Here is a 21,137-nt window from a genome sequence, read left to right on the forward strand (position 1 = left end):
AACACGACCTTCTCCAGTTTGAGGAATGGAGGTGAGAAAATGTACACCGAAGAGGGACTTTTGAACGAAATCCGCGAGCTTATGGACGATGACGAGCTCTTCGAGACCTACGAGAGGGCCTTCAATGAGTACCACTACTACTTCGACACGACGAACTACATCGTCCTCAACGTCTACAACTTCAACGATCACGGACCGGTTCACGTCCTCCTGACGACAAGGAGGGCCCTTGAGCTTCTTAGGATAATCAAGAAGTTCGGCATTCAGACGACGGCGCAGAAGCTCGGAAAGCCCTTCCGCTGGAGCAAGTTCATCGTTGCCTTCGGCGCTCTTTTCCACGACATCGGCAACATGATACACAGGACGCCGCACTACCAGTTCAGCGTCTTTTTGGCGGAGCCCATAATAGAGAAGCTCATCTCGGAGTTCGAGAAGCGCGACCCCCTCCTCCTCAAGGCGCTCACGCTCAACGCCATCTACACCCATGACGAGCACGTGCAGTGCACGACCATTGAAGGCTCGCTGGTGACGATAGCGGATGGCTGCGACATGGAGGCAGGAAGGAGCAGGCTCGTTCACAAGAAGGACAAGGTAGACATCCACGCCGTCTCGGCCCTCGCCATAGAGAGGGTTGAAATCAAGGAGGGAAACGAAGAAGAGCCGATACTCATCGAAATCTGGATGAAGCACCCTGCCGGAATCTTCCAGGTGGACGAGATACTGACGAAGAAGGTTAAGAGCTCACTCCTCCGTGGGAGGGTCAGGCTCAGGATACACACTGGCGCCGACGGGGAGATTTTTGAGAAGGTCGTTTGATTCTTTCCACAACTTTCTTAAACTCTCCCCCTTAGCTTAGTGCGGATTACGATTACGGAGGTGTGTCTAATGCAGAATATCCCACCACAGGTTCAGGCGATGTTGGGACAGCTTGAGAGCTACCAGCAGCAGCTCCAGCTCGTCATTCAGCAGAAGCAGAAGGTCCAGCTTGAGCTCACTGAGGCCAAAAAGGCCCTTGAGGAGATTGAGAAGGTCGAGGATGACGCGGTTATTTACAAGACCGTTGGAAGCCTCATAGTGAAGACCGAGAGGGCCAAGGCCGTTGAGGAGCTCAAGGAGAAGGTCGAGACCCTTGAGGTTAGGCTGAACGCCCTTGAGAGACAGGAGAAGAAGCTTAACGACAAGCTCAAGGAGCTCACCGCTCAGATTCAGTCCGCTCTGAGGCCGCCGGTGGCCGGCTGACCTTTTATTTCTGTGTTTTTCAGCGTCTCCGGTGGTGAACATGGAGGAGAGTTCTAAGGGCAGGAGGGTAATCCACATAGGCCTGCCCCCACTGAGCGAGGAAGAACTGATCGAGATAGGGGAGCTTGCCCAGGAGACGGTGTTAAAGCGGATTTTTGGTGCCCTCAACCGGGGCGATGTCAAGGACGTGGACGTCACGACGAGGATAAACCTCGGGGACACCCTCGACCTGGAGGTTGAGGCCTACCTCGAGGTTCCGGTCTTTGTCAAGGCAGACGTTGAGAAGCTCGTGGAGGAGGCCCTTGAGGAGGCCTACTCCGTCGTTGAGAGGAGATTGAGGGAGATAGCCGGAAAGGGTTAAATCGTTTAATGCCTATCTTAATCCCGGTGAGAGATATGGATTACCAGAAGATCGCGAGGATGTTTGCGAACGATGTGAAAAGGTCATTTGGGGGCTCCGTCAGGAAGGTTATCCTCTTTGGTTCCGTAGCGAGGGGAGACTACCGACCGGACAGTGACATTGACGTCCTCGTGGTCGTCAATGGGGACCCCTGGGAAGCCCAGAAAAGGCTTTTGGATATAGTCCTAGAGTATCTATTAAAATACGGAGTCTACATCTCCGCAAAGGCGATAAGCGTTGAGGAGTATGAATTCATGGAGCGCATTGAGAGCGCGTTCTACACGAACGTCAAGAGGGAGGGAATCTCACTTGGATAATGAGGAAGTAAAGCTCCTCCTCAGCAACGCACATGGGTCCCTGAATGCGGCCGAGATTCTATTGGAACAGGGTTTTTATAGGGACGCAATGAGCAGGGCGTACTATGCCATGTTTTATGCCGCAAGCGCGCTGTTAAGGGCTAAAGGTATTATAACAAAGAGCCACAGAGGAGTAATTGCAAAATTCGGGCTTGAATTCGTTACGGATGGAACTATAGAGGCGTACTATGCCAAGGCACTAGGCCTAGCTGAAACATTGAGAGAACGAGCAGACTACGATGTCACTTTCAGGCCCGAGGTAGAAGAGGCAGAGGAAGTCGTGGCGGATGCCCATAGATTTGTAGAGAGGATAGAAAAAGTCTTGGAGGAACGCCCATGAAGGGCAAAATCAAGCTCAGGCGCTTCCTTGAAAACGCAGATGATAAATCCTTTCTCCTCCTCTGCCACCACAACGCAGATCCAGATTCCCTTGGCTCCGCGATAGCCTTCGCCCGCTATCTGAAGGGCAGGGGGGTGAAGCGGGTTAAGATAGGCGTCGCCCAGAGTGTTTCCTCCTACGCCAAGAGGCTTCTTGAATTCTCTCCAGTCCCCGTGGAGAGGAATCCTGTTGTAGATGATGAAATCGATGCGGTCATGATATTCGACACATCTTCCCTGGAACAGCTTGAGCCGATAGAACTTCCCAGAGGAAAGACCGTTATCCTCATCGATCACCACGTGGAAAAGGAGAGGCCAATCCCGGCGGACATAGTCGTGGTCGACTCCTCCAGGACTTCCACGGCCGAGATCGTCTGGGAGCTCTTCAAATACCTTGGGTTCGCAGACGAGCCTTCGGCGAGGGTTCTGCTGGCGGGAATACTGACGGACACCGCCAACTTCCGCTTTGCCAACGCGCGGACGTTCAAAACAGTGGGGGAGATCCTTGAGGCCTTTCCGATTCAGATGGGGGAAATACAGCAGCTGGTCGCTCCGGTGGGGGATGAGAACACCGAGCAGGCCAGGAAGATGGCGGTTTTGAAGGCATGCCAGAGGCTTGAGCTCAAGAAGTTCCGCAGGTACATAATAGCGATTTCCCGTGTTTCGGCGTATGAATCGATGGCATGTAAGGTCTTCCTCCAGCTTGGGGCGGATATTGCCGTGGTGGGAAGCGAGAAGAAGGGGGTTAGAATATCCGTCAGGGCCAAAGAGGCCCTCGTGAAGAATGGTCTGCACCTTGGGAAGATACTGGAGAAGGTGGGGCCCGTAATCGACGGCTCCGGCGGTGGGCACGCGGGTGCTGCCGGCGCCAACGGAAAGAAGAACCTTGATGAAGCCATCAAGCTGATAGTTAAGGAGATTGAGAAGTTTCTTGCCAAAAACGGTTGAGGTGAGCGATTATGGCCAGATGTCCGCTCTGTGGAAAACCCCTTGACTGGGGTGAGTTGATAAACCAGATGCTCTCCCTTGAGAACGCCGAGGATGTTTTCAAGGACAAAGAGCGCTTCCTCGGTGCACTGGATTCCTTCGTCTTCAAGTGCCCCCACTGCGGGGAGGAGTTCTACGGCAGCAGCCTGCCCAAGAAGGAGGCGGAGAAGGTCTTCGAGCTCCTCAACGAGTTCAAGGGCTCTATCGACTGGGAGAACAGGAAGGTAAGGCTGAGGCTCAACAGCCTGCTTGCTCTGGATACGATGCTTGAGAAGTGGGACGAGAAAGTGAAAGGGTGAGCAAAAACTTTTTTAAAGCCTCCCCTCTACCGTTGCCTGCAGGCACTATCATGCCTCATGGCTCGGGGGTGTCCGAGGCCGGGGCGAGTAGGAGCCCACCGGGCCGCTCTCGGAGGTGAGAGAATGAAGTACCCGAAGCAGATAAGGACTTACTGCCCCTACTGTAAGAAGCACACGATCCACAAGGTCGAGAAGGTAAAGAAGAGGCCGAGGAGTGAGCTCAGCCAGGGCCAGAGGAGATTCAGGAGGATCATGAAGGGTTACCGCGGTTTCCCGAGGCCGAACCCGGCCGGAAGGGAGAAGCCGGTCAAGAAGCTCGACCTCAGGTTCCGCTGCACCGTCTGCGGCAAGGCCCACACCAGGGGACAGGGCTTCCGTGTGAAGAAGTTCGAGCTGGTGGAGGTGTGAAGGAATGGCCCTTCCGAAGAACCTCATTCCAATGCCGAGGAGCAGGTTTCTCCGCGTCAAGTGTATTGACTGCGGCAACGAGCAGATAGTCTTCAGCAACCCGTCAACCCCAGTTAGGTGCCTCGTCTGCGGCGCCACCCTGGTGGAGCCGACCGGCGGAAAGGGCATAATAAAGGCAAAGATTCTTGAGGTTCTCGAGTGAACCTCTTTTCTCTTATACTTTCTCTACGTTCCTTTTGGAGGCTTGGCTGAATAACCTGTGTCTGGGATGCTTGTGCGTGATTCTCTTCTATGTGGCCGTCCATGCCAAAAAGACTCTCTGTTCAGTCCCATTTCAAAACTACATATCTCTTTATTTCATTAATTGCATAATTCTGTAAAAATTTAGTTGGGGAATTCATGGAAATGTGGCCCGCCCGTAACCCCCGCCTTCACCGCAGCCAGCGGCAGAACTCAGGCGGGTTAACCCAGGCGGGCCAGAATTGTGCCCGGCCTGGGTTTCCCACGGTCATTGTGCTCCGTAACGCGGAAGGCCCTCCCGTGGGGACCTCGCTGTAAGGCCGGGCTGTTGCCCCCGCATCGCCCCCCGGTTCATTCTCCCCGGGGTCCTCGCGCAGGGGCATTGAAATTTGGATACTAGGTTTATAAATGGGAGGGTATCCTAGAATGCTGGGGACACTACCTGGAAAACATTCCGAGTTGCATAAGGATCTCCCTGAACTCCCCAGATGATGCCCGGATAATGGGGTATCTCTGTGTAAATGGGCAGGAAGGTTCCTTTCGTGAGCTTATCTCGAACGTCCCTATCTCCTTTGCGATCCTTACTATCTCTTCCTTGTCGAGCCCTATCAATGGCCTCAGGACGGGAAGATCACTGGCAGTGCTTACCACCATCAGGTTGTCGAGGGTTTGCGAAGCAACCTGTCCGAGGGAGTCTACTGTTATTATTTGTCCGCGTGCCAATCTCATCCCCAATTTGACATGCCCTTCTCAGCATCAGCCACTTGCACAGAACACACGTATACCTAACTCTGCCGATTTCCTGAAGTATCTTGAATGCTGGGACGTGTATTTCAGAGAAGTCCGCAGCGACGGGATCGTTGAGCTTTCCGTAGCGCTTCAGAACTTCCACCATATTTAAGACCTTTTCTTCCTTGATAGGGCCCTGCCTGAAGTGAATTGGGGTAATCTCCAGTTCTCTTCGGAGCATTAGATAAACTGCCACCGGCGAGTCTATTCCCAAGCTGAGCAAGGCAACGACTCTCGGGGTCTACACTCTTTAGCGACCTCTTTAAGGCTCTTTCCCGAACCTAAAGTTTGAAACCTCTGAGGAGCAGGAGCCCCACGTAAACGAACCACGCCAGTATCGTTGCTGCCCCTACCAGCTCTGGAATGGCTATGCCCTTGAAGACTCTGGCCCGGATCATCCACATCATCAAGAGGAAGGTCGTTACCGCTAGGATGCTCCAGAGGTAACCAAACTTCACTCCCGAGTGCCAGAGCTTGAGACCAATTATCGCTATATCTGATAGGGCTAGGGTGTAGAACAGCACTGCGGAGGGGGTGTGTGGGCCGGTTTCCTCGGGAAAGACGCCTACGAGGAACAGGAAGATCGCCGCCGCTGGCATCAGGTAGCTAAGCCCGCTCTTGAAGGCTGCCAGTGATGGAATGAGTGTGGTAATGGCATAGATCATTAAGAAGCTGTTGAACCACCATCTGGCGGGGTTTTTAAGGGAGCCCATATCGCTCAGGGCGTTGTTAGTGAATGAGAACCACGGATTGCGGTGGATCACTATGAGAAGGCCTGTCACAAAGATCAAGGGGAGGAAGACGGCTACATACCCCCCGAGCTTTATTATGTTCACGTTCATACCCTCACCTCAGCACTCCCTCTTCTTGGGGTCTTCCCCGAACACTGCTTTATAGATCTTCTTGAACTCCTCCCAGGAGCCCCTAATCACCGGGTGCTTCGGGATGAACGGTATCTCATCCTCGGGAAGGGTTGAAAGCTCGAAGGTTCCGATTTTCTTGGCTATCTCGGTTATTTCCTCCTTGTCGAGACCTATGAGGGGCCGGTAGATTGGAAGGTCGCTCGCCTGGCTGACGATGTACATGTTCTCCAGGGTCTGGCTCGCCACCTGTCCGAGCGAGTCGCCCATGACTATTCCCTTTGCCCCGAACTCTTTCGCAATCCGGTCCGCGTGCTTGACCATCATGAACTTGCACAGGACGCAGGTGTATTTCTCCTTCTTGAGCTCCTTGACCTTTCTAAGCATTTCTTCCCTGTTCTGGGACTTGACAACCACCAGCTCACCCTTTCCTCCGTAGCCGTACTTCTTGAGCTGGTTCCATATTCTGCGCACCTTCTCCAGGGTCTTCTCGCCCATGTAAATGTGGACTGGAATGACCTCAACGCCGCGCTTCATCATGAGAAAAGCGGCAACGGGAGAATCTATGCCGCCGCTAAGCAAGGCGACGACTTTTCCCTGGGTTCCTATCGGAAGCCCGCCCCAGCCCTTAACCTTATCAACAAACACGTAGGCCTTCCCTTCCATCAGCTCAACGCCGACCTCGATGTCGTATTCGTGCAGATTGACCTCGCTCTCCTCGTTCTCGAATATGTACCCCCCGACCTTTGCTTGAACCTCCGGGCTCTTGAGCGGGAACTCTTTTGTTATTCTCCTCGCTGTAACTCGAAAGCGGGGCTTTTCAAGCCCAAGCTCGCGCTTCTTCTTCCGGAAAAGCTTGAGGGCAGTTCTGTTGATTTTCTCCATCTCGGCGTCCACTTCCATGGCCGGCGAGAGTGAGACTATGCCGAACACGCGGGTGAGAACCTCTGCCGCTTCTCCCGCCTTATTCGTTCTCACTAGGACGCGGCCGTGCTTGGCCTCCACCTTTTTGAACTCTATCCCCTCGCTCACCAGTGCCTCGCGGATGTTGTTCATGAGGAGGTTCTCGAACCACCTCCTCGTCTGCCTCGACTTGGTTCCAATCTCACCGTACCTAATCAGGAGCACGTTGAACATGATATCACCCCATTGGAGTCTTTATGACCACCTGGATGTACTTCTGGATCACAACGTACATGAAAAGGGCCGCCGCGTAGGATGAGAGCATTATGAGCTCGTTCATCTCAAAAATGTGCCTGGCGAGCTCCTTTGCCTTAGGTGAGCCCAGAACCACGAGCTCATTGTACCTCCGCTTGAGGAGCTTGTTGAGCTCTATCCCGAGGATGAGGACTGCTATCCCGAGCAGGCCCCACATCTTGCCGAACAGCAGCATAACTATGAGCGTTGTCACCGCTATGAACCATCCGCCGATGACACCGAGCAGTATGACGAACTCTATCATCCTTTCACCAGCGAGGGTAAGGTGGGGGTAATAAAAAAGTTTAGGAAAAGTTTAGGTGTTTTCCTCGGGATACGCGTGGAGTAAGCGGTTGGAGTCCCCGTGTTTTCTTGCATTTTCTGGTGGCTCCGACTTTAGAGTATCTTTGTAACATCTTCTGCCTTTCTCCTCCTTCCCCTTGGCTTCGTCTCATTCCTCGGCCTGCCAACGGGAATAACCCCGACGAGATAGTAGTTCCCATCGAGGCCGGCGAGCTCCCTAACCTTTTTATCTATACCCTTGAAGTTAGTCACTCCTATGTAGACCGTTCCGAGGCCCAGTTCAACGGCCTTTAGCATGAGGTTCTCTATGGCCATCGCCGCGCTCTCGACGCTCCAGATGAACTCGACCTCATCGAACTCTTCCCCTTTGAGGAAGCGGACTCTCCTGTCAATGAAAACGGCTATATAAACTGGTGCCCCGTACATTCCCTCCTCGTAGATTCTCCGCTTGAGCTTCCCTATCTTCTCCTCGGGCAGGTTCACTGCGCGGTAGTACTCAACCATACCCTCCCCAATGAGGTCGTAGATTTTTCTCCTGGCTTCCTCGCTCTTGAAAACCACAAAAAACCAGTTCTCAAGGCCGCTCGCGGTTGGTGCTCTTATGGCGGCCTCTATGAGCGCCCTTATCTCCTCCTCTCTCACTGGTTCGTCCGAGAAATACCTAACCGAAGAGCGCTTTAAGATAGCTTCATCAAGCTCCATGTAGTTCACCGAACGGGGATGATCCTCAAGGCCTTATCAAAGTTTCCGGAACCAAAGGTTTAGAAGTTCTAATTGTGACTTGGCCTCCTACCGTGCCACAGAGCAGCCAACACGAACAGCATCAACTTGTTCAGGTCCCTTTAATGTTGGGCTACTTCTTGTATGCTCGCTCTCTCGGCTGTATATCGGTGACGACAATTATTTTCTCTTCCCAGTAGACCGTGTAGAAGACGCGGTAATCCCCTACCCTCAGGCGGTATGTGTTGGTCTCCTTACTCTTTTCGCCTTTAACGGGCTTCAAATCATAGGGAGGTTTTGGATATGGGTTAGTTTTTAAAGCCTCTATGAACTCGGCGAGCTTTCTGCGCTGGGAAGGTTGGAGGTACTTTTTGGCCTTTTTGACAACGTCTTTATCCACGATTACAGTGTACACTCACTTCACCCTAAGAGCTCATTAATTGCTTCGTCTGCGCTTAGGCCCTTTGATGGTTTGTTTTTGAGGTCTTCGGCTTTTTTTGTTAGCTCTTTGTACTCTTCCTCGGGTATTACCTCGGCTTCCTCCTTTTCTGTCTGGAGTTTAAGGAGTTCCAGCTTGACCTCTTCCAGTTCCTTTTCAATTTTCTCAATGCGGTTGAGGATAATCCCCACGCTCTCTGACATTTAACCACCTCTTCCGTTGTTAGTGTGCTCACAAAGTACTAAAACTTTTTGTGACCGGTAGTTCTTGGGACTGTTTTTATTGAATTATTTTATTTGTGGGGTTAGTGTTTGCCCTGTTAACGGGTCAGCGCGTTTTAGGACTTCACAGTCTGGCTTTGTCATTATCCCAAAGGTTTAATAGCCCTCCTTCCAACCCCTTACGGTGAGACGAATGTACGGATGGCGCGGAAGACTTGGCCTTATAGTCCCCTCCTCGAACACGACGATGGAGATGGAGCTTCACAACTACCTCCCGGAGGGTGTTTCCATTCACACCTCTAGGATGCCCCTCAGAAGTGTTACCGAGGAGGAGCTTGTTAAGATGGGTTCCATAGCCGTTGAGAGCGCAAAGCTCCTGCGTGATGCCGGTGTTGAGCTCATACTCTATGGCTGTACGAGCGGTTCTTTCATTGGCGGTAAGGATTACGAGAAGGAGCTTGAGGCCAGGATAGAGGACGAGGTTAAGGTACCGGTTATAAGCACGAGCACGGCGGTTGTAGAGGCCCTAAAAATCCTGGACGCCCATTCTGTGCTCGTTGTAACCCCTTACACCGACGAGATAAACAAGCGAGAGAAGGAGTTCCTTGAGGCCAACGAGTTCGAGGTTCTGGACATCAGGGGGCTCGGCATAGAGGACAACCTCAAAATCGGCAGGCTTGAGCCGTACGAGTCATACCGACTCACAAAGGCGAGCTTCATTGACGAGGCGGATGCTGTATTCATAAGCTGCACCAACTGGAGAACCTTTGAGATAATCGAGGCCCTAGAGGAGGACCTTGGTGTCCCTGTTGTTACGAGCAACCAGGCCTCTCTCTGGCTTGCTCTGAGGGAAATGGACGTTATGGAAAAGATTCCAAAGCTGGGAAGGCTGTTCGTAGAGTTCTGACATTTTTCAGTCCTTTTTTTATCCCCCGAAATCCTTTTAAGAGTCCTCGCAGTTTTAACATTGTTAGTCACTGAGGGTGATATATATGGTCAGGGAGCTCCTGGAGAAGGCGAGGGAACTTTCAATATACACGGCATACAACACCAACGTTGATGCTATAGTGTACCTAAAAGGGGAGATGGTGCAGAGGCTGATAGACGAGTTCGGCGCAGATGCGGTGAGAAAGAGGATAGATGAATACCCGAGGCAGATAAACGAGCCCCTCGATTTTGTGGCCAGACTCGTCCACGCCCTCAAGACAGGAAAACCGATGGCCGTCCCGCTCGTTAACGAGGAACTCCACTCCTGGTTCGATTCTCACTTCAAATACGACGTTGAGAGAATGGGCGGACAGGCCGGGATAATCGCTAACCTTCTGTCAAGCCTAGATTTCCGCCGCGTGACTGTTTACACTCCACACCTTGCCAAGAAACAGGCCGAGATGTTTGTGAACAGGCCCAACCTCTTCTACCCGGTCGTTGAGAACGGGAGGCTTATCTTCAAACACCCGCGTGAGGCCTACCGCGAGAACGACCCTCTTAAGGTGAACAGAATTTTTGAGTTCCGCGCCGGGACTACCTTCAAACTAGGCGATGAGACGATAACTGTTCCCTTCTCTGGCAGGTTTATAGTTTCAGCCCGTTTCGAGAGCATAAGGATTTACACGGAGCCTGAGCTCAGACCGTTCCTCCCCCGGATAGGCGAGATGAGCGATGGTGCTATCCTCTCCGGCTACCAGGGGATAAAGCTCCGCTACTCAGACGGCAAGGACGCGAACCACTACCTCAAGAAGGCCAAGGAGGATATAATGCTGCTCAAGCGCGAGAAGGACGTGAAGGTCCACCTGGAGTTCGCCTCGATACAGAGCAGGGAACTCAGGAAAAAGGTCATCTACAACCTCTTTCCGCTTGTGGACAGCGTTGGGATGGACGAATCGGAGATAGCCTACGTTCTAAGCGCCCTTGGCTACGACAGGCTCGCAGACAGGATATTCACATACACCCGCATCGAGGATACCGTTCTGGGCGGGAAAATACTCATCGATGAGATGAACCTCGAGCTCCTCCAGATACACACGATATACTACATCATGTACATCGCCCACGCGGACAATCCACTGGGTGAGGAGGAGCTGAGGCAAAGCCTTGAACTTGCAACGACGCTCGCCGCTTCGAGGGCCTCTCTTGGAGAAATAACTTCCCCCGACCAGATAAGCGTTGGAATGAGTGTTCCGTACAACGAGCGCGGTGAGTACGTCAAGCTCCGCTTTGAGGAGGCAAAGAGGAAGCTGAGGACGAAGGAGTACAAGCTCGTCATCATCCCGACTAGGTTAGTCCAGAACCCCGTCTCGACTGTTGGTCTTGGAGACACAATCTCCACAGGGGCCTTCACGAGCTATCTGGCGATGCTGAAGGAGAAGGGCGAGCTCTGAACTTTGTTCTCTCGTTCTTTGGCACTTCCGATGTCCTGTGCTAGTTAGGAGTGGGGGAATTTTGGAACTATGTGATGTACCAAACCCTTATAAGTATTGGTACAGTATAATGTACCATGAATGCCGAAGACGTAAAGAGATACATCCGCCTGTTCCACGAGAGGGAGCTGCCGGAAATTTTTAAGAGGGAACTAAAGCCGCGCGTCTATTCCGGAAAGGCCACGGCGGTGATCGGACCGAGGCGCTCTGGAAAGACATACCTGCTCTATTCTCTCATCGGGGAGGAGAGGGAGAGGTACGTCTACTTAAACTTTGAGAACCCGCTCCTCTTTGGGATCGCTCCAAAGGACTTCCCGGCGGTAGTTGATGCATATTTCGACCTGTACCCTGAGAACATCGGAAAGGAGGTCTTTTTCCTCCTCGACGAAGTCCAAGACGTCCCGGACTGGGAGCTTGGTGTTAGGTACCTCTTGGACGAGGGGTTCAAAGTTGTCTTAACGGGTTCATCTTCGAAGTTCCTCTCAAGAGAGATTGCGACGCAGCTCAGGGGTCGGGGCATTTCTTACACCCTCCTTCCACTTTCATTTAGGGAGTTCCTTGAGTTTAAGGGAGAAAAGGTGGAACAAAAGGACCTTTACGGACGGAAAGTGCATAGGCTCAAGAAACTCCTTGAGGAGTATCTCAAGTTTGGGGGATTCCCTGAGGTGGTGCTCTTCGATGATAAAATCCGTATCCTCGAGGAGTATCTATCGGTGATGATAACCAAGGACATCGTGGAAAGACACGGGATAAGGAACTTTGGACTCATTGATGCCATCATAAAAGTGGTTCTCTCAAGTTATTCAAAGTACTCCTCCTACAGTTCAATACACCGGTACCTGAGGTCGGAGTTTGGAACTTCCAAGACCACTGTTTTGGAGTATCTAAAGGCCCTTGAGGATTCTTTCTTTTTCTTCTTCCTGCCCAAGTATGCCCCTTCTGAAAAGGAAGTTCATCGGGCTCCTAAAAAGGTATACCTGGTGGACACGGGACTTTCAATCTTCTCCAAAAAGGACGTCGCCAGGGACATGGAGAACGCAGTTTTCTTGGAGCTCCTGCGGAGAAAGCACTACTGGGAACCTGAATGGGAGCTCTACTACTACGGGGGTTCCGGGGAGAAGGAAGTGGATTTTCTTTTGGCCAAAGAGGGGAAGCCGGTTGAGCTCATACAGGTCACGTTTTCACTCTCCGGGAGCCTTGAGAGGGAAGTAAGTGCTCTGATCAGTGCCGGAAAGGCCATGGGATGCAGACGGCTAACCATCGTGACGTGGGATGAGGAAGACACAATAGAAAAAGGTAGGATGAGAATCAGGGTCGTCCCGCTCTGGAAGTTCCTGCTCTCCCCTCCCAGAACGCCAGCTTCTCAAGACCGTCCATTATGCCGGCTTCCCTCAGAACCGCCTTCAGGTTCCTGAAGCGGGAGCGCATCACGAAGAGCTCGTAAAATCCTTCGAGGTTGCCCCAGTGGCCGTAGGCCGAGAGCGCTAGATACATGACCTCCTTCGGGGTGAGCTTCCTTCCAAGGCTCTCGTTGAGAACTCCGAGTGCAGGTTTTATCCTGCCGAGCAGCCCCTCCCGATCTATGAGGTGGAGCATTAAGTCCTCAACCGTGGGCTTCTTCCATTCTATGAGTTCATCCTCAAAGGGAAGGCCGATTACGAGCGGGGTGATCTCCGTTCCTCTGATTTTGTATTCCTGCCCCCTTTTTCTGGCCCCCACTTGAGCTAGCTTTCCCTCTATGGACTGGAGCGCTGAATCCCTGTCCTCATCGATGTCTATCGCGGCCCCTATTCTGTCAACCGAGAAGTTGAATACCTCCATGGCACGAATGAAGTTTCCAAGGTTTCTGATAACCCCAGAGTTGCCCTCGCTTGGGATTACTGCGACGTAATTTCCGTCCGATGCCCTCTTGAGAAGGTCGAAGTTGTCCCTCTCAAAGACCCGCTCGATGAACATCAGGTTTTGGGGGACCTCCCTGCTCTCTTTGAACTCGAAGAGCTTCTTGAAGACGGCCTTGAAGAATTTGGCGTCGGTCTTTCCCTCGACGAAGAGCACGCTGACCTTCGCCCTCTCCCCGGAAAAGCCGCCCCTGGCATCGAAATCCAGATATTTTCTCAGCTCGTAGACTTCCTTCAACGTCAGAGCCTTTTCAGTATTCGAATAGATGAGAACGTTCTCCTCTCCCTTTCGAAATCTGCCCGCCAGGAGGTCGATGAGCTCAAGGCTGGCTGTGATGATGGTCTCGTTCCCTTTGAGTGTTCCCACGAACTCCAGCAGTTTCTCCCTGTTCTTGCCGTATTCTGGGAAGAAAACCGCGGAGTGAGCTTCCCTCAGGTTCTCGTATTTTCCACCGGTTATTACCCTCATTCACTTCACCATGTCGACTGTTATGGAGCCGATAACCGCAAAGGTGCTGATTAAAATACAGATTCAAGCCTCTCGCTTATCGCTTTGAGTTCGCCTTCACCGTGCTCAGGTTTGGGGCTCATCATCCGGTCAGTATTGGATTCACTCATCATCGCGGGAAGACGTTCTCGTTCGGGGTTATAAACGTAGCGTGCTCCAAAAGATTATAAGCTCTGGGCCGTTAGGGGCATCGAGTGAAGGAGGAAAATTCTGGAGAGTGATTGATATGGCGGTTAAGGAATGTCCTGAGTGTCACGGAACGGGCAAGGTAATCGTTGGCGAGAAGGAGTGCCCAGTCTGCGGGGGAACCGGCTACGTCCCGGCGGAGTTCAAGGTTGGGGAGAAACTCAAGGGCTACCGCAATCTCGATTACTTTGGTGTCGAAGACGAGGTGGACGAGATACCCTGCCCCGAATGCCACGGGAAGGGGACGGTTCCAGTCTACGACACCTGTCCCACGTGCGGTGGAACGGGTAGGGTTCTGGTCTGCGACATCTGCGGGAAGGTTAAGGGGCCCTGGGAGCCGGGAATGGAGACAACTTGGGTCTGCCCGGACTGCCTCAGGAAGTACAAGATAGTTTACGTCCTCGACAAAACCTGCGACTACGGTGATGTTGAAGTTGGAAACGTTTACAAAGGAGTTATTGACAGAGTTGAGCGCTTTGGCGTCTTTGTCCGGCTCAATCCGCACGTTACAGGTCTTATTAAAAGAAAAGACCTACTGGGTGGCCATGAGTACAAGCCGGGCAACCCGATTCTGGTTCAGGTTCTCGACGTGAGGCCCGATAAGAACGAGATCGACCTGATAGAGTCAGCCCTCAGGAACTACAAAGAAGTGACCGTGAAGAAGGAAATGCCCGTTACCCCGATAGGCGAGCTCAGCAAGGACATGGCGGGCGAGACAGTGCGCCTGAGGGGCGAGGTAACCCAGATACAGGTCACCGGCGGACCAACGGTCCTCACGATAACCGATGGAACCGGAATAACGTGGGTTGCGGCCTTTGAAGCTCCAGGAGTGAGGGCGTACCCAAACATCAACGTCGGCGACATCGTTGAGGTAATCGGAAAGGTCGCCTTCCATGCGGGCGAGATTCAGATCGAGGCCAGCGACATGTCCCGTCTGTGGGGCCCGGAGGCAGCTGAGATCCGGAAGAAAATCGAGGACGTTCTCAACAGGCGTGCCCAGCCGGAGGACGTTGGGTTCCTGGTGCAAAGCGAAGTCCTTGAGAAACTCAAACCGAAGATAATGAAAGCTGCCTTCATGATAAGGAGGGCTATCCTTGAGGGCAGGCCGATACTCCTGAGGCACCACTCCGACGCGGATGGCTACACCTCCGGTCTTGCCCTTGAGTACGCCATCGTCCCCCTCATAGAGAAGATCTCGCCGGACTCCCAGGCCAGGTGGAAGCTCTTCAAGAGGAGACCGAGCAGGGCACCCTTTTACGAGCTTGAAGATGTTCTCAAGGACATAATCTTCATGGTCGAGGACCACGAGAAGTTCGGCGACCCGTTGCCGCTCCTCGTCATAGTTGACAACGGAGGAACCAGCGAGGATATTCCCGCCTACAAGCGCATAAGGGCCTACGGCGTGCCGATAGTGGTTATAGACCACCATGACCCGCGCGAGTGGGTGAGCGAGGACAAGGCCAAGGTTGACGACTACGTTGACGTCCACGTCAATCCTCATCACATCAAGCGCGGCTACTACGAGCTAACAGCCGGAATGCTCGCTACTGAGGTGGCGCGCTTCATCAATCCGGGGGTCGAGGACAGGATAAAGCACCTGCCAGCCATAGCGGGAACCGGCGACAGGAGCAAGGCCCCGGAATACTACCAGTACGTTGAGATAGCGAAGAAGGCGAAGGGCCTCACCGAGGAAGACCTGAAGAAAATTGCCGAGGTTATCGACCACGAGGCCTACTTCTGGAAGTTCATGGACGGACACGGGATAATAGACGAGATACTCCTCCTGACCGGCAACCTCCAGAGGCACCGCGAGCTGATAAACGCAATCTACCCGGAGGTCAAGGAGAAGCAGGAAAAGGCTTTGAAGGCTTCCCTGCCACACGTGAAGAGCGTCGTCCTGCCCAACGGCATACGGTTCAACACCATAGACATAGAGCTCTTTGCACCGAAGTTCTCCTACCCGAGCCCGGGCAAGCTCTCTGGTTTGATCCACGACCACTTTAAGGAGAAGTACGGCGAGGACGCGCCCATATTAACCCTCGCCTACGGACCTGACTTCGCCGTGGTGAGGGCAGCGGACGGGATGGCGGCCTACAACTTCGACCTCAACGAGATAATTCCTAAGCTCCAGGAGGCCCTGCCGAGCGCGGGCATAGAGGGTGGCGGCCACAGCTACGCGGGCTCTATAAAGTTTTTCGAGGGGATGAGAAAGGAGGTTCTTGAGGAGTTCGCGAAGCAGGTCGTGAAGCTGAAGAGGGCCTGATGTTCTCTTTGTTTTCTGCCAACCTTTTTAACCCCCTGCGAGAAGGTACTTCGAAGAAAGATATGGAGGAATGTTGATGAAAATCGTTCTGGAAGCTACCTTTAAAATGGGCGGCGTTTCTTACCGTGGCCACAGATGGGAGGAAGATGCGCTCGTCTTCGAGTTCGAGCGGATAGGGGATGCCTTCATCCAGATTCTCAGCACGAGGGAGGTCGAGGTCGAGGTAGAAAAGCCTCCCAAGAAAGTCCTCGTCGAGCTCAAGACGAATGAGGGCGGAAAGGTCTTCGAGGCATCCGAGAGAAATGGAATCTACATGGCCGCTGAACCGTGAACTTTTATATTCCTTACCATTTCACTATTTCCTGGGTGGTTCTATGAAGCTGGCCTCATTCGACGTCTGGAACACACTCCTCGACATAAACGTCATGCTCGACGCGATGGCGGTTGAGCTGTCCAACCTGATGGGTGCCTGCACAGTTGACGTTGTCGAGGGCATGACGCTCACCAGGGAGAGGATAAAAAGGATGAGGGCGAAAACGGTGGGTGACCCATCGAGGGCCCTTGAAGAGAGCCAGGAACTCCTGGCGGAGCTCCTTGGAATAGACGTTGGACTCGTCAAGAGGGCCGCCGCGAGGGCAGTTCTAAGGGTAGGAGATGGGATAGTCCTCCCAGGGGCGAAGGAGACTCTGAAGGAAGTCAAGAAGAGGGGCCTCAAAGTCACCGTCACCGGGAACGTAATGTTCTGGCCAGGCTCATACACGCGCCTCCTCCTCGAGTGCTTTGGCATGATGGATTACATAGACAAGACCTTCTTCGCCGACGAGGTTCTGGCGTACAAGCCCATGAGGGAGATGTTCGAGAAGCCGCTCAGGGTTTTCGGTGTGGAGCCGGAGGAAGCAGTTCACATCGGCGACACGAAGGCGGAGGACTTTGAGGGGGCTTTGAGGGCCGGAATGTGGGCCGTCTGGATTAACCCCGAAGCGGAGGAAGTGAGAAGAATCCACGAGCGGGGATTTGAGGTTCCTTCTGTTGAGGGGATTCTTGAGGTTCTGGGGGAGATAGAAAAAGAGAAAACTTTCTGAAGTCTCACTTCTTCTCCTTCGGCTTTAACCAAGCACCCAACCCAACCTGCCTCGTCTTCTGGTAGCGTAAATCTCCCGCCCGGTAGCCGAAGGCCTTCAGAATCCTCTCGACGGCCGGGAGAACCTGGTTCTCGATGTAGTAATCTGCGTCATACTTGTGCTTCGTGGGATCGAACTCGTCGAAGGGAATCGCTCTGTCGCCTATCCTTCCAGAGCCCTTGAGCACGATGTAGCTGATGACCGTCCCGGGGCGGATTTTGATTCCCCTCGCGGCTAACCTCTTTGCTATTGCCACGTGCGGGCCCGTTGCCTTGTAGTCCTTTAGATCCCTCGTTATCTGTTCATGGATTACAAGCTTCTCGGGTGGAACCTCATACTTGCTCAACTTCTCTGTCACTTCTTTGACTATGCTCACGGCCTCCTCGACGTTACCGTCCTTCAGAAGGGCCTCAAGAACCCTCGCCTGCGTCTCTTTGGCTATCTCGCTCCAGTCGCGCCTCACAATCTCAAGCCCGCGCGTCGTTATCTTGCCCTCCTCGTCTATCAGAGCGTATTTCTTCTTGGTGACGAAGAAGCCCCTCTTATAGAACCCCTCGTACTCAAGCTCAAGCGCACCTGGAAGTTTGGAGTTGATGTATTCAAGGAACTCCTTCGCTTTCTTTTTGACTGTCTCGGCATCTTCTCCGGGTATTGTTGCAAAGAAGCCATCAGTATCACTGTAAAGCACTTTAAAGCCGTATTTCTCCTCTATCTCGCGGATAGTCATCGTTATGTACTCCCTTCCCCAGGCCGTTACGCTCTCGGCGCACTCCTTGCAGTACCAGCGGGCCCTCGCGTAGCCGTAGTAGCCGTAATAGCTGTTGTGCGCGTAGACGAGACCGAAGCCAACGAGGAAGTTCTCGTTGTCCTCGACACTGAGGTCGTAGACGTAGCCGATGTATTCCTCAGTCTCAACCGACTCAACGCGGTCGAGCACTATGTCACCTTCGAGGAGCCAGGAGAGCCTCTGGGCCTTTTCGGGATCGAGCTTTCCGTCCTTGACCCTCTTTCTGAAGGTCTGCGGGCTTACGTTCTTCTGGAAGACCTTCCCAAAGACCTCGCTCAGGACTTCCTTGGGGAGCACGTGGGAGTAGTATGCGTTCTTTTTCTTGCCCAGTTTTACGAAGGGGAGCCCCTCGTTTATGTAAACCCTGTAAACGCCGCTGTCGTGCCCAAGCTTTACAGCCGAAATTCCCAACGAGTTCAGGAGGAAGACGAGCTGGTTGGCCAAAAGCTCGCTCTTCGTGGAGAGCCTGAGCCTTTTGCTCGGGTGGACGTCGCCATCACCGATGAAATATCCCTCAAGGAAGGCCAGCTTAACTTCCCCTGGCGACGTAAAGATGAACTCTGGAACCGTCTTGTTCTCCGCCAGAACCCCGCAGAGGTTCTCAAAGAGCAGGTAGCCGATCTTCTTCGGTATCTCAACGTAGTTTCTGCCTCTCCTGACCTTTCCAAAGAACCTCTGAGCGAGTCTCTTCATATCATCCAGGACACTCTGATCTTCGTTGTAGAGCTTCACGCTGTAGCTCCAGCCGTTTTTGAGGTTCCTTTGCTTTCCTGCATACCCTTCGCTCACGTAGTAGCCGAGGAGCTTTGCGAACGACTCGTCAACTTCAATGAACGGGCTCATCCTAAAGCCGTTTAGCGTCCCTATTTTCCACTCTTTAAGCTCTACTGAGGGCATAATGTCTATCACGTCCCGGATGGAATTGAATTCAACTAGGTATTCCCTCATATTGCCGTTGTATCTAACGTTCTCCACAAGCACCTCGTAGAGCCTTCTGTATTTCCCAAGGGATCCCCAGTCGAGGACTTCATAGCCGATCTTCTTAAGCCGGACATAACCAATGTCCTCAAGGTGCTTGAGATAGCGTCTCGCGGTTCTCGGCCTCTTTTCCTCTCCAAAAATCCAGCGCAGGGTTCTAAGCATTCCTTTAAAGAAGTTCTTTCTGCCCTTGACCGGAATCGTCATGACAATGTCTGACGTTTCATCCTCAGGGAATCTGAGGAAAAGCTCCACGAGGTTCAGCACGTGGTTTCTCTCCGGAAGCTCCAATCTCCGCGGAACGGCAACCAGGTCGCCGGGCTTGAGTTCATTCCCCGTAACCTCAACGAGCTCTCCGTTTCTCACCGAGAAGAGGCTGTGGCCTGAGGTTATCTTTATTTTCCTCCCCGACTTCAGCTTGATGCCGTAAGCTCTGCCCGAATAGCGGTGCCTGATCAGGGCTTTTACCCTCTTAAGCTCGGCCTTCTTGGTTCTCCTGTCAAAGGACGGGACTTCAAGCCCGCTGACCTCAAGGACCTCCGTCTCCCCGTCCCTGTACACTCTTTCAGCGTTTTCCTTCATTTTCCGATCTATGAATTCACCGATCCTGACGAAGCGGATCTTTCCGTTTTCAAGGACTGGAAGCCATTCATCGGGCAGGATGCTGTTCGCCAGAATCTTAATTGCCCGCTGTCTGTAATCGAGGAGCTTCTTCTCTATCGGGTCTATTGTAGCCCTCATCTTCCTCTTTATCTTCTGCCTCTCTTCGAGCAGGTCTCCAAGGAGGCTCGGGATGAAGCCCGGAAAGTCCTTGCAGAAACGGTGGCCCACCTGGGGGGCTTCGTCGTACTCCTTGCAGCCCTCCCGGTTGAGGGTATCTGGTGAGACATTGTGGGTGATTATTATAGAGGGATATAACGATTTGTAATCTAAATATGCTATGTTCTCCCACAGACCCCTCTCTGGCTCCTTGACGTAGCCGCCAGCGTATCCGCCGCGCCTCTTGTCGTACTCCCTTCCTGATGGCTTGTTGGGGGCCAGCTCATTCCGCTCGTAGGCCTTCCTCAGGAGGAACCACTCGACAAGATTGCCCGTGCTGGAGCGAGAGACGTCCCAGAAGCTCTGGCCGACTAACCTAGAAAGCTGGGCCTCCATCGGGAAGAACTCCTTTCCCAGCTCGTAGGTAACCTTCGCGTCCTCCATAGAATACCTTGCCACCCTCTCGAGTCCCTCGTTGGTTTCCCAGGCTTGAGCTATCTCCTCTGCGTAGACCTTCTCCTTTGGCTGGCCAAAGATTGCCTCATAGACGGCCTCAAGCGTGTAGGTCGGAAGGTTTATTGTCCTTCTTATTACCGGATAGAGGTCGAAGTGTATCCTTCCCTTCACATCAACCGCAAACCTGTCGCCCATCCTCTGGATTTTCGGCTCGCTGCCGTCCCTCCCGAGGAGGAAGTTCAGCCCGAGCTTTTCGGAGCGCTTTTTAATGTAGGCGAAGTCGAAGTTGTCGCCGTTGTAAGTTATAAGGACGTCAGGGTCCTTCTCCTTCACAACGCGAAGGAAGCGCTTTATCATCTCCTTCTCAGTCGAGACAACGTCAACATAAGGGAGGTCGATCTTCTTCCAGGTAATGACGCGTGCTCCTTCCTCGTCGGCGTAGCTTATCATCAGAATGGGGCCCTCTGCGAACTCCTCGCCCTCGTGGTAGAGCGTTTCGATGTCGAAGGCGAGCATTTTCAGCTCCTCGTCGCCCTCCATCGGGATTAGGCCCTTGTCGATGAGGTAGCGCTTGGCGAAGGGTATGTCGTACTCATAGATGTCGATGACGGCGGGGTGCTTCCTTATCCTGTCCCTTATCGCCGGGACGTCCTGCGGGTGGGTGAAATAGAGCTTCCACACCTCAACCGGCCTGCCGAGGAACTTCTTCTCCACCTTCTCGGCGCGCGTAATCCTTACCCCTGTCCCGTGCCTCTCGGCGGTTATCTTTTTGACTTCCTCAACCGCGGAGTCGTCCTTCAGGAGGGCGTAGATGTAGGGCTCGAAAGTCCTGTCGTAATCAATCTTGAACTCGCCGTTTTCCTTCTTGAAGATCCTGATGACGGGCTTTCCATCTTCGGTTATGTAGTCAGTGTCGAGGATCATCTTT

Annotated in this window: 23 protein-coding genes and 1 pseudogene; 15 read left to right on the forward strand and 9 right to left on the reverse strand. The window is 53.0% G+C overall.

Annotated elements, in window-relative coordinates:
- The first annotated feature begins 39 nt into the window (after window positions 1–39).
- The 9 genes from E3E29_RS01225 to E3E29_RS01265 all read left to right on the forward strand — a co-directional run bounded on the left by E3E29_RS01225 (window position 40) and on the right by E3E29_RS01265 (window position 4,269).
- Window positions 40–816, forward strand: coding sequence for an HD domain-containing protein (locus E3E29_RS01225; RefSeq protein ID WP_167909153.1), 777 nt, complete (start codon window positions 40–42; stop codon window positions 814–816).
- Between the two features lie 69 nt (window positions 817–885).
- Window positions 886–1,239: a prefoldin subunit beta gene (locus tag E3E29_RS01230; protein ID WP_167909154.1), complete on the forward strand. Its 354-nt coding sequence runs from the start codon at window positions 886–888 to the stop codon at window positions 1,237–1,239.
- 40 nt (window positions 1,240–1,279) lie between these two features.
- Complete coding sequence (locus E3E29_RS01235) at window positions 1,280–1,600, forward strand: DUF3194 domain-containing protein (protein ID WP_167909771.1); 321 nt, start codon at window positions 1,280–1,282, stop codon at window positions 1,598–1,600.
- Window positions 1,601–1,635: 35 nt separating this feature from the next.
- Window positions 1,636–1,956, forward strand: a complete 321-nt coding sequence (locus E3E29_RS01240) for a nucleotidyltransferase domain-containing protein (RefSeq protein WP_167909772.1) — start codon at window positions 1,636–1,638, stop codon at window positions 1,954–1,956.
- Window positions 1,949–2,335, forward strand: a complete 387-nt coding sequence (locus E3E29_RS01245; protein WP_240922723.1) for a HEPN domain-containing protein — start codon at window positions 1,949–1,951, stop codon at window positions 2,333–2,335. The genes E3E29_RS01240 and E3E29_RS01245 overlap by 8 nt, the downstream gene beginning before the upstream one ends.
- A complete protein-coding gene (locus E3E29_RS01250; protein ID WP_167909155.1) occupies window positions 2,332–3,321 on the forward strand; it encodes a bifunctional oligoribonuclease/PAP phosphatase NrnA in 990 nt (329 codons plus the stop codon). The genes E3E29_RS01245 and E3E29_RS01250 overlap by 4 nt, the downstream gene beginning before the upstream one ends.
- An 11-nt stretch (window positions 3,322–3,332) precedes the next feature.
- Window positions 3,333–3,659 carry a hypothetical protein gene (locus E3E29_RS01255; RefSeq protein WP_167909156.1) on the forward strand — a complete coding sequence of 109 codons (327 nt, stop codon included), beginning with the start codon at window positions 3,333–3,335 and terminating at the stop codon, window positions 3,657–3,659.
- A gap of 123 nt (window positions 3,660–3,782) precedes the next feature.
- Complete coding sequence (locus tag E3E29_RS01260) at window positions 3,783–4,067, forward strand: 50S ribosomal protein L44e (protein WP_014012391.1); 285 nt, start codon at window positions 3,783–3,785, stop codon at window positions 4,065–4,067.
- Between the two features lie 4 nt (window positions 4,068–4,071).
- Complete coding sequence (locus E3E29_RS01265) at window positions 4,072–4,269, forward strand: 30S ribosomal protein S27e (RefSeq protein ID WP_167909157.1); 198 nt, start codon at window positions 4,072–4,074, stop codon at window positions 4,267–4,269.
- A gap of 476 nt (window positions 4,270–4,745) precedes the next feature.
- Here the strand turns inward: E3E29_RS01265 and E3E29_RS01270 are convergent.
- The 7 genes and pseudogenes from E3E29_RS01270 to E3E29_RS01300 all read right to left on the reverse strand — a co-directional run bounded on the left by E3E29_RS01270 (window position 4,746) and on the right by E3E29_RS01300 (window position 8,818).
- Window positions 4,746–5,277, reverse strand: a pseudogene (locus E3E29_RS01270) (hypothetical protein).
- 100 nt (window positions 5,278–5,377) lie between these two features.
- The gene (locus tag E3E29_RS01275; protein WP_167909158.1) at window positions 5,378–5,938 is read right to left on the reverse strand and encodes a DUF998 domain-containing protein; all 561 of its coding nucleotides are present in this window, start codon (window positions 5,936–5,938) and stop codon (window positions 5,378–5,380) included.
- Window positions 5,939–5,947: 9 nt separating this feature from the next.
- Window positions 5,948–7,093 (reverse strand): tRNA uracil 4-sulfurtransferase ThiI, encoded by a 1,146-nt coding sequence (thiI, locus tag E3E29_RS01280; RefSeq protein WP_167909159.1) that lies wholly within the window; start codon window positions 7,091–7,093, stop codon window positions 5,948–5,950.
- Window positions 7,094–7,097: 4 nt separating this feature from the next.
- A complete protein-coding gene (locus E3E29_RS01285) occupies window positions 7,098–7,418 on the reverse strand; it encodes a hypothetical protein (protein ID WP_167909160.1) in 321 nt (106 codons plus the stop codon).
- A 131-nt stretch (window positions 7,419–7,549) separates the two neighbouring features.
- Window positions 7,550–8,158 (reverse strand): nitroreductase family protein, encoded by a 609-nt coding sequence (locus E3E29_RS01290; RefSeq protein ID WP_167909774.1) that lies wholly within the window; start codon window positions 8,156–8,158, stop codon window positions 7,550–7,552.
- 151 nt (window positions 8,159–8,309) lie between these two features.
- Window positions 8,310–8,591 (reverse strand): type II toxin-antitoxin system RelE/ParE family toxin, encoded by a 282-nt coding sequence (locus E3E29_RS01295; protein ID WP_167909161.1) that lies wholly within the window; start codon window positions 8,589–8,591, stop codon window positions 8,310–8,312.
- 5 nt (window positions 8,592–8,596) lie between these two features.
- The gene (locus tag E3E29_RS01300; RefSeq protein ID WP_167909162.1) at window positions 8,597–8,818 is read right to left on the reverse strand and encodes a hypothetical protein; all 222 of its coding nucleotides are present in this window, start codon (window positions 8,816–8,818) and stop codon (window positions 8,597–8,599) included.
- 211 nt (window positions 8,819–9,029) lie between these two features.
- Between E3E29_RS01300 and E3E29_RS01305 the strand changes: the two genes are divergently transcribed.
- The 3 genes from E3E29_RS01305 (at window position 9,030) to E3E29_RS01315 (ending at window position 12,668) form a co-directional block, all read left to right on the forward strand.
- Window positions 9,030–9,743, forward strand: coding sequence for an aspartate/glutamate racemase family protein (locus E3E29_RS01305; RefSeq protein ID WP_167909775.1), 714 nt, complete (start codon window positions 9,030–9,032; stop codon window positions 9,741–9,743).
- An 85-nt stretch (window positions 9,744–9,828) separates the two neighbouring features.
- On the forward strand, window positions 9,829–11,214 hold the full coding sequence (gene pfkC / locus E3E29_RS01310; RefSeq protein WP_167909163.1) for an ADP-specific phosphofructokinase: 1,386 nt from the start codon (window positions 9,829–9,831) through the stop codon (window positions 11,212–11,214).
- A 116-nt stretch (window positions 11,215–11,330) separates the two neighbouring features.
- Complete coding sequence (locus tag E3E29_RS01315) at window positions 11,331–12,668, forward strand: ATP-binding protein (RefSeq protein ID WP_167909164.1); 1,338 nt, start codon at window positions 11,331–11,333, stop codon at window positions 12,666–12,668.
- Here the strand turns inward: E3E29_RS01315 and E3E29_RS01320 are convergent.
- Complete coding sequence (locus E3E29_RS01320) at window positions 12,562–13,620, reverse strand: DUF3226 domain-containing protein (protein WP_167909165.1); 1,059 nt, start codon at window positions 13,618–13,620, stop codon at window positions 12,562–12,564. The two genes, E3E29_RS01315 and E3E29_RS01320, sit on opposite strands and share 107 nt — an antisense overlap.
- Window positions 13,621–13,885: 265 nt before the next feature.
- On the opposite strand from E3E29_RS01320, the gene E3E29_RS01325 reads away from it, so the two are divergent.
- From E3E29_RS01325 to E3E29_RS01335, 3 genes are all read left to right on the forward strand, one after another.
- Entirely contained in the window at window positions 13,886–16,108 is a 2,223-nt protein-coding gene (locus tag E3E29_RS01325) for a DHH family phosphoesterase (protein WP_167909776.1), read from the forward strand.
- A gap of 76 nt (window positions 16,109–16,184) precedes the next feature.
- The gene (locus tag E3E29_RS01330; protein ID WP_167909166.1) at window positions 16,185–16,439 is read left to right on the forward strand and encodes a hypothetical protein; all 255 of its coding nucleotides are present in this window, start codon (window positions 16,185–16,187) and stop codon (window positions 16,437–16,439) included.
- A 43-nt stretch (window positions 16,440–16,482) separates the two neighbouring features.
- Entirely contained in the window at window positions 16,483–17,190 is a 708-nt protein-coding gene (locus E3E29_RS01335) for an HAD family hydrolase (protein WP_167909167.1), read from the forward strand.
- Between the two features lie 4 nt (window positions 17,191–17,194).
- Here E3E29_RS01335 and E3E29_RS01340 read toward each other — a convergent pair whose 3' ends face one another.
- Complete coding sequence (locus E3E29_RS01340) at window positions 17,195–21,133, reverse strand: DNA polymerase domain-containing protein (protein ID WP_167909168.1); 3,939 nt, start codon at window positions 21,131–21,133, stop codon at window positions 17,195–17,197.
- Between the last annotated feature and the right edge of the window lie 4 nt (window positions 21,134–21,137).

Source organism: Thermococcus sp. Bubb.Bath (assembly GCF_012027595.1).
Lineage (GTDB): Archaea > Methanobacteriota_B > Thermococci > Thermococcales > Thermococcaceae > Thermococcus.

Coding starts and splice junctions, on each gene's coding strand:
- E3E29_RS01335 (WP_167909167.1), top strand. CDS start 16,483: ATGAAGCTGGCCTCATTCGACGTCTGGAACACACTCCTCGACATAAAC.
- E3E29_RS01315 (WP_167909164.1), top strand. CDS start 11,331: ATGAATGCCGAAGACGTAAAGAGATACATCCGCCTGTTCCACGAGAGG.
- E3E29_RS01340 (WP_167909168.1), bottom strand. CDS start 21,133: ATGATCCTCGACACTGACTACATAACCGAAGATGGAAAGCCCGTCATC.
- E3E29_RS01275 (WP_167909158.1), bottom strand. CDS start 5,938: ATGAACGTGAACATAATAAAGCTCGGGGGGTATGTAGCCGTCTTCCTC.
- E3E29_RS01285 (WP_167909160.1), bottom strand. CDS start 7,418: ATGATAGAGTTCGTCATACTGCTCGGTGTCATCGGCGGATGGTTCATA.
- E3E29_RS01320 (WP_167909165.1), bottom strand. CDS start 13,620: ATGAGGGTAATAACCGGTGGAAAATACGAGAACCTGAGGGAAGCTCAC.
- E3E29_RS01250 (WP_167909155.1), top strand. CDS start 2,332: ATGAAGGGCAAAATCAAGCTCAGGCGCTTCCTTGAAAACGCAGATGAT.
- E3E29_RS01325 (WP_167909776.1), top strand. CDS start 13,886: ATGGCGGTTAAGGAATGTCCTGAGTGTCACGGAACGGGCAAGGTAATC.
- E3E29_RS01240 (WP_167909772.1), top strand. CDS start 1,636: ATGGATTACCAGAAGATCGCGAGGATGTTTGCGAACGATGTGAAAAGG.
- E3E29_RS01305 (WP_167909775.1), top strand. CDS start 9,030: ATGTACGGATGGCGCGGAAGACTTGGCCTTATAGTCCCCTCCTCGAAC.
- E3E29_RS01260 (WP_014012391.1), top strand. CDS start 3,783: ATGAAGTACCCGAAGCAGATAAGGACTTACTGCCCCTACTGTAAGAAG.
- E3E29_RS01330 (WP_167909166.1), top strand. CDS start 16,185: ATGAAAATCGTTCTGGAAGCTACCTTTAAAATGGGCGGCGTTTCTTAC.
- E3E29_RS01225 (WP_167909153.1), top strand. CDS start 40: ATGTACACCGAAGAGGGACTTTTGAACGAAATCCGCGAGCTTATGGAC.
- E3E29_RS01235 (WP_167909771.1), top strand. CDS start 1,280: ATGGAGGAGAGTTCTAAGGGCAGGAGGGTAATCCACATAGGCCTGCCC.
- E3E29_RS01290 (WP_167909774.1), bottom strand. CDS start 8,158: ATGGAGCTTGATGAAGCTATCTTAAAGCGCTCTTCGGTTAGGTATTTC.
- E3E29_RS01255 (WP_167909156.1), top strand. CDS start 3,333: ATGGCCAGATGTCCGCTCTGTGGAAAACCCCTTGACTGGGGTGAGTTG.
- E3E29_RS01230 (WP_167909154.1), top strand. CDS start 886: ATGCAGAATATCCCACCACAGGTTCAGGCGATGTTGGGACAGCTTGAG.
- E3E29_RS01300 (WP_167909162.1), bottom strand. CDS start 8,818: ATGTCAGAGAGCGTGGGGATTATCCTCAACCGCATTGAGAAAATTGAA.
- thiI (WP_167909159.1), bottom strand. CDS start 7,093: ATGTTCAACGTGCTCCTGATTAGGTACGGTGAGATTGGAACCAAGTCG.
- pfkC (WP_167909163.1), top strand. CDS start 9,829: ATGGTCAGGGAGCTCCTGGAGAAGGCGAGGGAACTTTCAATATACACG.
- E3E29_RS01265 (WP_167909157.1), top strand. CDS start 4,072: ATGGCCCTTCCGAAGAACCTCATTCCAATGCCGAGGAGCAGGTTTCTC.